The organism is Pradoshia sp. TA40_28, assembly GCF_059694525.1.
Genome location: NZ_JCATZO010000006.1, coordinates 132,219 through 146,215 on the forward strand (window position 1 = coordinate 132,219; position 13,997 = coordinate 146,215).

11 protein-coding genes and 1 riboswitch are annotated in these 13,997 nt (G+C 39.2%); of the genes, 2 read left to right on the forward strand and 9 right to left on the reverse strand.

The window, feature by feature from the left end:
* Nucleotides 1–94: 94 nt before the first annotated feature.
* Nucleotides 95–298: riboswitch (Lysine riboswitch) on the reverse strand.
* Nucleotides 299–398: 100 nt separating this feature from the next.
* Entirely contained in the window at nucleotides 399–1,937 is a 1,539-nt protein-coding gene (gene gntK, locus AC58NB_RS09925) for a gluconokinase (RefSeq protein WP_497426666.1), read from the reverse strand.
* Nucleotides 1,938–2,107: 170 nt separating this feature from the next.
* Here gntK and AC58NB_RS09930 point away from each other — a divergent pair, with 170 nt between their 5' ends.
* Together AC58NB_RS09930 and AC58NB_RS09935 are read left to right on the forward strand one after the other, a co-directional pair.
* Complete coding sequence (locus AC58NB_RS09930; protein ID WP_497426667.1) at nucleotides 2,108–2,656, forward strand: peroxiredoxin family protein; 549 nt, start codon at nucleotides 2,108–2,110, stop codon at nucleotides 2,654–2,656.
* Between the two features lie 126 nt (nucleotides 2,657–2,782).
* Nucleotides 2,783–2,962, forward strand: coding sequence for a hypothetical protein (locus AC58NB_RS09935; protein WP_497426668.1), 180 nt, complete (start codon nucleotides 2,783–2,785; stop codon nucleotides 2,960–2,962).
* A gap of 42 nt (nucleotides 2,963–3,004) precedes the next feature.
* Here AC58NB_RS09935 and AC58NB_RS09940 read toward each other — a convergent pair whose 3' ends face one another.
* The 8 genes from AC58NB_RS09940 to AC58NB_RS09975 all read right to left on the reverse strand — a co-directional run bounded on the left by AC58NB_RS09940 (nucleotide 3,005) and on the right by AC58NB_RS09975 (nucleotide 13,966).
* On the reverse strand, nucleotides 3,005–4,069 hold the full coding sequence (locus AC58NB_RS09940; protein ID WP_497426669.1) for a lactonase family protein: 1,065 nt from the start codon (nucleotides 4,067–4,069) through the stop codon (nucleotides 3,005–3,007).
* Between the two features lie 138 nt (nucleotides 4,070–4,207).
* Entirely contained in the window at nucleotides 4,208–5,878 is a 1,671-nt protein-coding gene (locus tag AC58NB_RS09945) for a glycerol-3-phosphate dehydrogenase/oxidase (protein ID WP_497426670.1), read from the reverse strand.
* 169 nt (nucleotides 5,879–6,047) lie between these two features.
* Nucleotides 6,048–7,541 carry a glycerol kinase GlpK gene (gene glpK / locus AC58NB_RS09950; protein WP_497426671.1) on the reverse strand — a complete coding sequence of 498 codons (1,494 nt, stop codon included), beginning with the start codon at nucleotides 7,539–7,541 and terminating at the stop codon, nucleotides 6,048–6,050.
* Between the two features lie 60 nt (nucleotides 7,542–7,601).
* Complete coding sequence (locus tag AC58NB_RS09955) at nucleotides 7,602–8,441, reverse strand: MIP/aquaporin family protein (protein WP_497426672.1); 840 nt, start codon at nucleotides 8,439–8,441, stop codon at nucleotides 7,602–7,604.
* A 184-nt stretch (nucleotides 8,442–8,625) separates the two neighbouring features.
* Nucleotides 8,626–9,177 (reverse strand): glycerol-3-phosphate responsive antiterminator, encoded by a 552-nt coding sequence (locus tag AC58NB_RS09960; RefSeq protein ID WP_497426673.1) that lies wholly within the window; start codon nucleotides 9,175–9,177, stop codon nucleotides 8,626–8,628.
* A gap of 106 nt (nucleotides 9,178–9,283) precedes the next feature.
* Complete coding sequence (locus AC58NB_RS09965) at nucleotides 9,284–12,448, reverse strand: YhgE/Pip family protein (RefSeq protein WP_497426674.1); 3,165 nt, start codon at nucleotides 12,446–12,448, stop codon at nucleotides 9,284–9,286.
* A 279-nt stretch (nucleotides 12,449–12,727) separates the two neighbouring features.
* Nucleotides 12,728–13,342, reverse strand: a complete 615-nt coding sequence (locus AC58NB_RS09970; RefSeq protein ID WP_497426675.1) for a flavin reductase family protein — start codon at nucleotides 13,340–13,342, stop codon at nucleotides 12,728–12,730.
* Between the two features lie 15 nt (nucleotides 13,343–13,357).
* Nucleotides 13,358–13,966, reverse strand: coding sequence for an alpha/beta hydrolase (locus tag AC58NB_RS09975; RefSeq protein ID WP_497426676.1), 609 nt, complete (start codon nucleotides 13,964–13,966; stop codon nucleotides 13,358–13,360).
* Nucleotides 13,967–13,997 lie beyond the last annotated feature (31 nt).

Sequence of the window (13,997 nt, forward strand, 5' to 3'; positions counted from 1 at the left end):
CCATTTTTCGTGTCATGTAAGTGTTTGTAAACAAAATAAAAAACACACCTTATCGTAAAGGTGTGCAACATTTATATATAGCCACACCAGACAATAAACGGATAGTTCTCCATGGTATGCATACCCATATAGGTATACTAATATTCCCATGACAGTCCTGCACCTGTTCGGATACAGTCCCAGCTGCTCTTTTCGGAAAAAAAAGAGCGCTTCGGCAGATTTTCCTTTCAACCAAAGTCAACAAGCTTTCCGGCTCTCGTTTCGTTTACTAATAAAATCCGCGACCTCTACCTCATCTTGTTCTGATGAGGATTTATATTAAATTTAGTCCTATTTAAAGGATACAGGGAAATTCTGATTTTTGTCAACAAAAATCGACACAAGTATTTTAGTATGAATTAATTTTTCTCAATCCATTTATTCTGATAATCTGCAATGCTTTTATATTCTTCTTCCAATTTGCGATATATATTGATATAGATAGAAAGTAACTCTTCATATCTTTCTACATTTGCTTGGATCGGTCTGTGAACATGTGTAGTTCCTACATAATCAGACACTATAGATAGATCGTCGATTTCACCAAGCGCATACCGGCCAAGTACAACAGCACCTAAACATGAACTTTCAAAACTTTTAGGTACGTCGACTTCCTGATTAAAAATATCGGCCAGCATTTGTCTCCAGAGCGCTGAACGTGCAAATCCTCCCGTTGCTCTGATTTTAGTAGGTACTCCTATCAATTCCTGTAAAGCCAACAATACTGTATAAAGATTAAAAATGACTCCTTCAAGGACCGCTCTTATCATATGTTCCTTTTTATGATGAAGTCCCAAGCCAAAGAACGACCCCCTGGCATCAGGATTCCATAAAGGTGCTCTTTCTCCTGCTAAGTATGGATGGAATAATAATCCGTCTGCTCCTGGTGCCACTTTCGATGCAATCTTAGTAAGTACATCATACGAGTTTATTCCCAGTCGTTTAGCTGTTTCCACTTCAGCAGAAGCCAGTTCGTCTCTTAGCCATCTGAATGTCATGCCCCCATTATTGACTGGTCCCCCAACCACCCAATGCTTATCCGTCAATGCATAGCAAAAAACCCTGCCCTTTTCATCCGTAATTGGTTTATCCGTCACCGTACGAATGGCTCCACTGGTCCCGATTGTGACTGCTACGATGCCAGGATCCATTGCATTTACGCCAAGATTGGATAAGACACCATCACTGGCACCAATCACGAACGGGGTATCGGGCAATAATCCCATTTCTGCGGCATAACCAGTATCCATACCTGATAGATAATAGGTAGTTGGGACAGGCTTAGATAAATAGTCATCTGTAATACCTGCAATCGATAAAGCTTCCGAGTCCCATTTCAGATTTTCAAGATGAAACATGCCTGTTGCTGAAGCAACCGAATAATCTATCAAATATTGTTTAAATAGCTTAAAAAAGACATATTCCTTAATTGAAATGAATTTATGCGTCCGTTCTTTTAATTCAGGATACTCGTTTGTCAGCCAAGTTATTTTGGTCAAAGGGGACATCGGATGAATCGGAGTTCCCGTCCTTCGATAAATCTCTTGTCCATTTAGTTCATTTTTTATATGGTCCGACCATTTTTTCGAACGGCTGTCAGCCCATGTTATACATTCAGTTAACGGGATTCCATTATGATCAACAGCAATCACGCTATGCATAGCCGAACTAAATGAAACCAATGACAGTTGATCCGCCTTTATTTCACTTTGGTTCATTACTCCTTTAATGGTCTCCAGAACCGCATGAAAAATCTCATCCGGATTTTGCTCTGCTATAAGTGGAGTAGGACTGTTTAACGGATACTCTTTATGATGGGTACCCATAACGGTTGAATCTTCCGAAAATAAAACAGCCTTTGTGCTTGTGGTGCCAATGTCCACACCTATATAAAACATATCTATCTTCCCTCATTTCCCTAAAAGCTCATACTAGATTCTTACCTTTATTCATATTTTTATAAACAATTTAACACGTTTTTGATATCTGTGATTATTTTTTTCAAGACTGGCAAATACTTTCTACTAACCAATACGAACTTATAAACTCGAAGGATGTGGCATTCATATTGAAAAGAAAACAACTAGCTTTCCTTCCTCCACTCCTACTATTAATTGGTTTATCTATTTATTTTACGAATCTCAAAGAGCCGGTACCTAAGGAATCCATAACGGTAACGAAACAAACTGGCATCAAAGAGGGCCAATTCGCTCCAGATCTTGAGTTAAAGACAGTAGATGGACATTTAGTACGTCTCTCAGATTATCGCGGTCAAAAGATACTACTGAATTTTTGGGCAAGCTGGTGTCCACCCTGTAAATCAGAAATACCAGACCTAAAGGATTTCTATACCGAACATAAAAAAGAGAATATGATCGTATTAAGTATTAATATGACCTACGCAGAGAAAAACGAACAATCCGTACACGCTTTCCAAGATATGTATAAGATAAACTATCCAATATTACTGGATAAATCGGGTAATACCGCGAAATTATATGGAATTATGACCATCCCCACCAGTTATTTCATTGATTCTAAAGGTCTTATCCGTAAGCGAACCATTGGACCTTTACAAAAAGAAAATATAGAAAACCTAATTGACACACTAGATTAATGATTTCATCGATCTCACACGGAAAATATCACATAATAGACAAAATTTTACTTAAAATAATCATAAATCCGTAGTAAAATAAACTCATAAAAGGTTAATTTTAACTCAAGGGGTGTTGTTTCACGAATGAAGGCATACAATATTTTAATTACATTGATGCTTGTACTAATCAGCGTATTGTCTATTAAAAATTTGTATACAGGACAATGGGACATACAGTATGCCATGTTAAATGGCGGAATGGCAATCATTGTTTTAGGAATCTATACAGCCTATATACAATCCACAAAAGAACAATCTAATTAAATAACAGCTGGTTTGGAAAAATCCAAACCAGCTTTTTATATACTATTCTTTTTTTCTTGCTATTGCCTGAACACAAACAGGTTTCGGTAATGGTACGCTAGTTCCTGTATACGTTGGAATTCCATCCTTATTGATTTCAAATAATACTAATGAATCAGTCTGCTCATTTGCTACAATAATGACATTTTCTTCGTCTATTAATGTAAAATTCCTCGGTCCCTTTCCCTCGGTAGGTGTAAAAGCCATAATTTCCGGCATACCTGACTCAGAAACTTTATACGTGACAATACTGTCATGTCCTCGATTTGAGGCATATAAAAATTGACCATCAGGAGTAATATGCAAATCAGCCGCTGTATTTTCCTCTTTGTAATCATCCGGCAAAGTGGTGATAACCCCCAAAAGAGACGTTGGAACATGATCTTCATTTAGTTCAAATACAGCGATTGTATTACTTAATTCCTGGATCACATACATAATGGGCATATTTGGGTGAAAAGCAAAATGCCTTGGACCTGAACCTGGAATAGTAGACATTTCCCCAATATTGGTAAAATCATTTGCATCATATATATATATTTTATCTGTACCTAAATCAGCTGCCACTACAACGGAAGAATCTGGTACTGGCACGATAGAATGAGCATGTGCAGCATCCTGTCTATCTGCCCAAACCCCTGAACCGATATGTTCATTTGTTGTTGTATGTTCACCAAGTGATCCATCCTCCTGGATAACAATCTGTGTTACCGTGCCCCCATAATTGCTGATGTATAAACAGTCGTTATTTTCATTCAGGCTCACATAACAAGGTGCCATTCCATTAGTCGCTTTTCGATTCAGTTCCCTTAACTGATCTGTCTGCCTATTGATCCCGTAGGAAACAACCATTCCATATCCCACTTCACTTACCGCATATAAATGTGTTTGAGCTTTATTTATAACCAAATACGAGGGGTTTTCTATCCCCGTATATTTCTCGATTAATTCCAGCTTTTTTTCTTTTAGATTTAATTTAAACAAATGAATTCCAGCACTATTTTCTTCTGCGTAGGAACCCGTATAAATCATCCATTCCTGTTGAGCGTTTTCCTGAATATTACCCATCTTACCTGCCCCCAATCCAATTTATCTATCTATCATTTCGGCTTTTTCACTCTATTCCCCTTTTTTACTATATTGAATCTCAAAAAAACCCCACAACCCGTATTTATGGATTGTGAGGTAAATTTACGCGTATACGTATTAGTTCATAATAGGCTCAGCTTTCGGATAAGCTGCATCATGCAGCTCAGTTTCAAGCTCTTCTGTATAAGCCTCTGTCTGCTGATCCGTCCAGTGCAGTACTTGTTTCATATATGAAATCACTTGATCTTTATATTCATGTACACGTGCAATATCAAATAAAATCATGCCTGTTCTGCGATTAAAGAAATCAAGTGGTGTATAAGCCATTTCATATTCCATTGCATAGGTCAATTTTGTGAACACGGATAATGGCAATCCAATTTCTTTAGCTTTTTCTTTATTTTTGCGTGCCATTTCAAAAAGGATTGGGGCATTTGATCCATATTTTGAAATAATCTCTCTTGCTTCTTCATCTGACAAACCAGTGCCGGCTGCTTTTTCTTTTGTTTTGCTAATATAAGTATTAAATTTGGTTGAACCACCAACTCGGCCGCCTGAAATCGGCATTTTTTCCGTATAACAATTGCTAAAATGTTTATACCCTTCATCCCTGAATTGTTTCGCTACTAAATCTAATACTGTTTCTGCCATTTTTCGATAACCTGTTAATTTTCCACCCGCAATTGTTATCAATCCGGAATCAGATACCCAAGTTTCATCTTTTCTGGAAATCTCTGAAGCACCTTTACCCTCTTCCATAATCAAAGGACGAACACCAGCCCAACTGGATTCAACATCCTCTTTTGTTACATTAACAGAAGGGAACATATAGTTAATGGCATCCAATATATAATCTCTGTCTTGATCCGTCATTTTCGGGCTAACCGGATCTTGATCATAAAATGTGTCTGTAGTTCCAACATAGGCTTTCCCTTCACGAGGTATAGCAAAGACCATTCTTTCATCCGGTGTATCAAAATAGACGGCTTGTTTCAATGGGAAACGAGATTGGTCAATAACCACATGTACACCTTTAGTATGCTGTAGTACTTTACCTTTTTTCGAATGATCTTTTTCACGGATAAAATCTACCCATGGACCAGTCGCATTAATGATTTTTCTCGCTTTAATCTCGAAGGTGCCTCCATCCATCATATCCTTAACGATTACGCCAACGATTTTTCCATTTTCATAAATTAAATCCTCCACCTTGGCATAATTCAGCAAGCTGGCCCCTTGATCGAACGCTTCTTTCATTACTTCCATTGTCAGGCGAGCATCATCTGTTCTGTATTCAACATAATAGCCGCCGCCCTTTAAACCTTCTCTTTTAACCAACGGGGCTTTTTCAATCGTTTCTTCTTCTGTTAGCATTGTGCGACGTTCTTCTTTTTTCACTCCTGCAAGAAAGTCATACATACGCAACCCAATAGAAGTAGTAAATTTACCAAATGTACCCCCTTCATGGAAAGGCAGCAACATCCATTCCGGTGTAGTAACATGAGGGCCGTTTTCATAAACGATCGCTCTTTCTTTCCCAACCTCTGCCACTACTCCCAGTTGCATTTGTTTTAGATAACGCAATCCTCCATGCACCAGTTTAGTCGAACGGCTTGAAGTACCGGCTGCAAAATCCTGCATTTCTACAAGTCCTACCTTCATTCCTCTCGAAACGGCATCCAACGCAATCCCTGCCCCGGTAATACCGCCACCTATTACAAGAACATCAAAATGTGTATTCTGTAATTTACTTTTATATTCATGTCTATTTAAACTATTTAAACCCATACTCTTGTTCCTCCTCTAATGGTAGTACTATATAAATATAAATAAAAAGAGACCACAAAATACATTACCCTCATTGTAAGGAATGTACTCGCGGTCTCTCGATTTCTCTAACCTAATATTAACTTATCTTCAGTATATCATTTTTTGCGAAAAATTCTACAATATTAAATTATGATTTAAAGCTTCTTGTACTTGCAACTGCTCTTTCCCAACCATCAACCAGTTCAGTACGCTTTTCTTGGTCCATTGTAGGTTCAAATGATTTGTCGATGATCCATTGGGAAGCAATTTCTTCCTGGCTTTCCCAGAAACCAACAGCAAGACCCGCTAAGTAGGCCGCTCCGAGTGCAGTCGTTTCGTTGATTTTTGGTATTTCAACCGGAACATTTAAAATATCACTCTGGAATTGCATTAAGAATGAATTTTTAACTGCACCACCATCGGCACGCAATGTTTTCAATTTAATCCCTGATTCTTCTTCCATTGCATCAAGGACAGCATTTGTTTGGTAGGCTAATGATTCAACTGTTGCCCTAATAAAATGATCCTTTGTAGTCCCTCTTGTTAGACCGAAGACTGCACCTCTTGCATCACTGTCCCAATATGGTGTACCCAGACCTACGAAGGCAGGAACGACATATACTCCATCCGTAGAGTCTACTGCCCGGCAATATGTTTCAGTATCGGCTGCATCCTTAATCATTCTTAACCCGTCACGTAGCCATTGAACTGCGGAACCAGCTACAAAGATACTTCCTTCTAGCGCATATTCTACTTTTCCATTTAATCCCCAAGCTAAAGTCGTCAATAAACCTTTTTCCGATTTAACTGGTTTATCACCTGTATTCATTAGCATAAAACAGCCTGTTCCATACGTGTTTTTAGCCATTCCTTTTTCAAAACATGCCTGGCCAAACAATGCTGCCTGTTGGTCACCAGCAATACCTGCAATTGGTATACTCTTACCAAAGAAGTGATAATCAATTGTTTGTGCATAAACCTCAGATGACTGACGAACCTCTGGAAGCATAGATTTTGGAACATCTAAAATTTCCAGCAAATCATCATCCCATTGTAGGTCATAAATATTGTACATCATGGTTCTTGAAGCATTGGAATAATCCGTAACATGCGCTTTACCACCGGATAGCTTCCAAATTAGCCATGTATCAATTGTTCCGAATAACAATTTGCCTTCATTCGCTAATTCACGTGCTCCATCCACATTATCCAGGATCCATTTAACTTTTGTTCCTGAAAAATAGGCATCTATTAATAAACCAGTTTTAGAATGAAATAAATCATTGTGACCAGCTTCTTTCAGTTCCTCGCATATATCTCTTGTTTGACGGGATTGCCAAACAATCGCGTTATAAACAGGTTGACCTGTCTCTTTATTCCAAACCACGGCTGTTTCACGTTGATTTGTAATTCCAATTCCTTCTATATCGGAGGCGTCTATACCCGATTCTGAAAGACACCCTGCAATAACAGCAAGCACTGATCCCCAAATTTCACTTGCATTATGCTCCACCCAGCCTGGCTTAGGAAAATATTGTGTAAATTCCTTTTGAGCACTATGTACAATTTCCCCTTTTTTATTGAATAAAATAGCTCTGGAACTGGTTGTTCCCTGATCAATTGATAAAATATATTTCTCCATTTTTTTCATCTCCCATCTACTAATTTTTATATTATAATCGATTTCTATAAAGTTAGTAACTTATAACCTAGCTTTTACTGGATTATTTGCTTTTCGTAATGCTTGTTCTGAATCCTTGTTCGTCATGAAATAAGCGATTACAAGGATAGCTACAGTGGCAGCTAATACTGTCCAGAAAGACCCTGTCACCGTATTATTGAAGACTGCTTTATGGAACAAAGCCCCTAAAGATCCCCCTAGAAGTGGTCCTACAACCGGAATCCAGGCATATCCCCAATTAGATGGCCCTTTCCCAGCAATCGGAAGAAGCGCATGTGCAATACGCGGCCCCAAATCACGCGCTGGATTGGTAGCATACCCTGTGGTACCACCGAGAGCCATACCAATTCCAACAATCAATAGACCGACTGCTATTGGATTTAATCCTTCCGTAAATTCATTCGCTCCAATAAACTGCAAGCCAAGCACTAAAATAAAGGTTCCAATTATCTCACTTAATAAATTAGAAAATGTGTGAGGAATAGCAGGACCAGTTGCAAAAACCCCTAATTTTGTCCCTGGGTCCTCAGTCGCCTCCCAATGCGGTAAGTATTGTAAATAGATAAGAGTTGCTCCAATAATTGCTCCAATCATTTGCGCTAAAATATATCCAGGTACATCTGCCCAATCAAAATTCCCACTAAACGCTAGACCAAATGTGACAGCAGGATTTAAATGAGCACCGCTGATCCCACCAACCGCAAAAACACCAAGTGTAACACCAAGCCCCCATGCTATAGTAATCACGATCCAACCTGCATCTTTTGCATAAGATTTAGTCAAATTGGCTCCCGCACACACGCCTGCTCCAAAAACGATTAAAATCATTGTACCTAATACTTCTCCCCAGAATGGTGTCAATTCTCCCAGCTCCCTTTTTATTAATAAAGAAAAAATGGAGAAACAGACCTACCAAAATATTCCTATTTTCAAGGAATACGGCCACCTGTGTCTCCATGTCTTTTCACATACCTATTAACTTAACCAAAGTGTAAAACTAATTGTAAACGCTGTCAAATAAAAAGAAAAAAATAGGGAATATGTATTATTCCCCTGCAAAATACTGCCAAAGTTCGCGTTTGGATGAGGTTACAGATACAGCTCCCGCTTTAAGCGCTTTTTCTGCTTCTTCAACTGTTCGTATTAATCCCCCTGCAAAGATTGGCAATTTGATTTCTCCCGCAACTTCTTTAATCATATTTGGAAGTGCACCTGGAAGGACTTCTATATAATCGGGCTGTGATTTTCTGACTATCTTATAACTACGCTCAAGCGCATGACTATCAATCATAAAAATTCGTTGGACAGCGATAGCTCGATGTTTCTTCGCCTCTTGAATAACTGCTGATTTTGTAGATATGACACCATAAGGTTTAAATTCCTGACAAAGGAACTGAGTGCCATATTCATCACTTTTAAGCCCACTGATCAAATCGATATGGAAAAACAGTTGTTTATCAGCCGCCTTGGCCATTTGGGTAATATGTTTGATTTGTCCAATATGAGTATCTAAAATAACCCCTATTTTAAAACCAGATTGTAAAAATTTTTCAAAGTCCTTCATAGTCGAAGTTGCTGGCAATATTTTCTGATTCATCTTATCTCTCCCCCGTTCGGACCCTCTGTTCATAAAAAAATCCCTTTCAGTATAGAATACAATTAAACAATGCATTCTTCTACTAAAAGGGATTCACAATAGGTTGTTAAACTACTAGTTCTGGATCATCTGCAGAATCTTTCTTTTTGAAAAAGGATAATCCAGCGGAAAGGGCAGTAAATAGAACCAAGAACACTAGCAGTATTGTTCCATTAGCAAACATCATACCAAAGTCATCCAGTGATACTAAGGCACGGAAGCCTGCAATGGAATAGGTCATCGGTAAGAAATTGCTTAGATCCCGTAGATATTCAGGGAGCATATCGATAGGCAACGCAGATCCTGTCGTAGAGAGTTGCATTACCAGAAGCACCACACCTATAAATAAGCCAATGTTGCCTGCAAGCATAGCCAGGAAGAAAACAATCGACAGAAAGGAAATGCTCGCCAATACAGCAAATAAGATGAGTAATAGACTATTCACAAGCCCTGAATTTACAAAGAAAATGGTAAAGACAGAAAGGAGAATGGCCTGACCAACCACCAATAAAGCAAGGAATCCATATCTTCTTGCATACCATGCGAAGCCAGATACAGCCACATCCGCCGGTTTTCTAACCCCTACAACCAATGTCATTAATAACACACCTACAAATAATGCTAATGATAGGATATAGGGTGCATTGGCGTAACGATAATATGGGTAACTATTAATTTTTGAATCTACCAGCTCAACCGGAGAAGAAAACATTTTAATCGTATCATCTGTTGCGTTGATGCCAGATGTTTTTGCAGCTCCGTCTCCTAAACCGCTGGATAACTCCTTGGTACCATCCTTAATTTGACCAACACCCTTATCAATTTCAGTTACTCCATCCTTCATTGTGCCCCAGCCTGAATTCACAGTGGCATTACCATCTGCCACTTGCTTAGAGCCATCATGTAACTGTTTAGATCCATCGACAGCGGTTTTCCAGCCTGCATTCACAGTAGCGTTTCCACCCGCCACTTCAGCTGCACCATTCTTCAACGTATTTAAAGATGTCGACAATGTACCCCATGCACTGTTTACTGTTTCTGTGCCTGCAGCCACTTGCTTGGAGCCATCATACAACTGCTTAGAACCTGTGACTGCGGTTTTCCAGCCATCATTTACGGTTGCATTACCATCTGCCACTTGGACAGCGCCATTATTTAAGGTATTTAAAGAAGTCGATAATGTACCCCATGCATTATTGACTGACCCTGTACCTGCAGCTACTTGTTTGGATCCAGCATAAAGCTGTTTAGAACCGGTAACTGCTGTTTTCCAGCCTTCGTTAACTGATTGGTTACCTGCATTTACTGTAGTAAGGCCTGTGTTTAATGCATTAGCACCATCAACAGCTGTCTTCCAACCGTCACTAACTGATTGATTCCCAGCGGCTACCGTAGTTAAGCCACCCTTAATAGAACCAACTCCATCTGCAATGACTCCCCAATTAGTATTTACTGAATCAGTACCAGTTTCTATTTCCGCTGCTCCAGTTGCTAACTTAGTTGCTCCTTTAACAATTGTCTCTTGGCCCGGGATAATTTGTTGATTAAAAGCACTTGCCAATGTTTGTACCCCTGGTTGCAATTTACCAGAAATCCCTGCAGATAAGGATTCCGCTCCATTTTTTAGACCATCTTTACCTCTAATACCCTGATCAACTGCTTGGATCCCGGATGCTACATCTTGAGCTCCCTTTAATAACTTTTGAAAATCCGGATCATCTTTTATTCCTGGATAGATTAGCGCGATTTTATCTCCTAATTGTTTTATTCCATCAGCTACATCATTTGATCCTTTTGCAAGAGCCGGTGTATTGTCAGCTATTTTATTAACACCATCTCTTAATGCTGCACTTCCTCCCACCAACGAAGGCATACTATCATTGAGTTGATTTACGCCATTTTGTGCTGACTTCAATCCATCGAACATATCAGTGGTTCCCGTTTTTAACTCACCTGCTCCTGCATTTAATGCTTTACCACCATCTGCAAGTTCCTGAATTTTCCCTTTATTCCCATCCAGTTGAGAATATAATGTTGCCGATCCATCTTTAAGATCATTCGCACCCTTTGCAAGTTCTTCAATATCCTCAGATTTCCCACTCATAGTATTATATAAATCTCCTGATCCTTCCTTAAGATCTTTGGTTCCTTTTGCAAGAGCTTCAATATCCTTCGCCTTCCCACTAAATGTTCCGGATAAGGTCCCTAATCCATCTTCAATTGTCTTCGATCCATCCGCCAGCTGTTGAATTTCAGCAGATTTACCACTTACTGTGGAGTGAATTAAGCCAGATCCATCTCTGAGATCAGCTGCTCCATTTGCTAGTTTAGCAATATCAGCGGACTTACCTGCCATGGTGACATTCAACTGACCTAATCCCTGCTCAACCTGCTTCGATCCATCTGCAAGTGTGTTGATGTCACTAGTCTTACCACTAACCGAGGAATAAATGAGACCTGATCCATTACTGACCTGGGCTGCTCCATCTGCTAGCTTGGTGATGTCAGCGGATTTTCCTGCCATGGTGCCATTCAGTTCACCCAATCCCTGTTCGACTTGCTTAGACCCGTCTGCCAGTTTTTGAATATCCCCTGCTTTTGTTGTTAATGAATCAAGTAAGGTTCCAGTACCTTTCTGCAGGACAACTGAACCTTCATGAAGCTTTGTTGAACCATCAGCACCAGATTTGAATCCTTCCGCCACCTCACCAAGTTGGGCAAAAACTGTGCTTGTATAGGTGGCTGTAATTGTATCAGCAAGCTGTTCCTTGATTGTTCCGATAGCTGTTTTTGTTGCGGTTGCAGCTATAAAATGCAATCCTTCATTCTGCGTATACTTTAGTTCAGGTCTCACCGGATTTTCGTCCATTACGGTCGAAACCTTTTGTGAAAAGTCTTCTGGAATTTCAATAACCATATAATATTCATTATCATTAAGTCCGCGAGTTGCTTGTTCTTTACTGACAAATCTCCAGCCAAGATCATTCCCTGCTTTAAGCTTTGCTACCAAATCATTTCCTACATTTATTTCTTTACCATCTGTTACTGTGCCTGCATCATTATTCACAACTGCGACTGGCAAATTTGATAGATTATCATATGGTCCCCAGCTTGGCGTTAACATAATAAGTCCATAAACTAACGGTACCAGTAAAACGGCAATTAATGAGACCCAAAAACCTCTCTTACGGCTGAGTTCTGACATCCGATTTCCGTTGCCTAAAGCGTTCATGCATTACCCCCAACTTGTCCGATTTATCTATATTAAGGTGGTTATGAAAGCGCAACCACTCGTGTACAGATATATATTCTGAATATTAAGTCAAATTCCTCTATAAATTTCACAAATTTGTAAAATAATTAGATACTTCGTCCCTTTTTAACTTATTATTAAGATAAACTTATGAGATAATTTAAGATAAACTTATCACTAGTAATTATTTAGACCCATTTCAAACCAAAAACTTCAATAAAAAACTTCCCTACTTATAGCGGGAAGTTTTCTAATTTATCATTTTGGTCTTTCTAACACAAATTGTTCTCCAACTTTCATATAGTTTTGTCCGGAGAGTCGTGATACCGGCTTCAGTAATTCTGTATCAATTATGCCGTTCGTATAAATGGATTCATCAATATGATAGAGAACGATATTACCAATTATTAAATCACAACCAGCATCTTCAGCTGTATGACCCCCTAATGGAATAACTTTATGTACCGTACATTCCATTCGGATCTTTGCAGGAGCAAGGCCTGGAACTCTGACGCTGACACTATCGACTGTCTGAAACGGAGATCCTTCAAGCTCACTTCTTTCGGGTGGAAATTCTGCAGCTGTCCAATTGGCCCCTTCTACATTATCCTCATCGGTTATATGGACCACAAATTCTCCTGAGTCTATTGCATTCCTTGATGTATCCTTTCTTTCACCGTTCCTTCGCTGAATGGATACAGCAATCAGCGGGGGATTTGAACTGACAATGGTAAAATAACTAAAAGGAGCAATATTAATAACTCCTTCGTTAGATATAGTTGAAATAATAGCAATCGGCCTTGGGACAATTGCTCCTGTTAAGAGTGTATAATTCTCTCGTTCGCTCATTTCGCTTGGATTTAAAGATAGCATGTTATCATCTCCATTTTATGAAAACTCCTGAGAAAACCACGACACTGCAGCCCCTACTTCAGACTGTGTCAACTGATGTCCATTTTGTTCCCAGTTAATGGTTACGTTGGCGCCGGCAGCCTGCAGCATCTCATTTAATTCTTCCGTTTCATTTGATGAACAAATCGGATCGTTTATTCCTGCACCAATAAAAATTGGCAGACCTGTCATTTCAGGTAACATCAATCCTCTGATTGGAACCATAGGATGGTGCAAGATAGCTCCCTTAAATGTATCTTGAAAATGAAATAGCATGCTGGCAGCTATATTAGCCCCATTAGAATACCCAACAACCACAACTTGATCACGGTCAAATCCGTATATGACAGAAGCTTCATTCAAATAATCCCTTAGTTCTTTTGTACGGAATCGTAAATCTTCTTCATCAAAGACACCTTCAGCGAGCCTCTTAAAAAATCTCGGCATTCCGTTTTCCGAAACATTCCCCCGGACACTCAATATGGATGAATCTGGTGAAATCATTTTTGCAATCGGAACTAAGTCTTCTTCAGTTCCACCCGTACCATGCAACATAAAAAGGGTTGGCAGTTTCGTATTGATCCCTTTAAAAAATAAGTCTCTCATTCTTAAAATTCCCCCAATCTTTGTCCTGAAA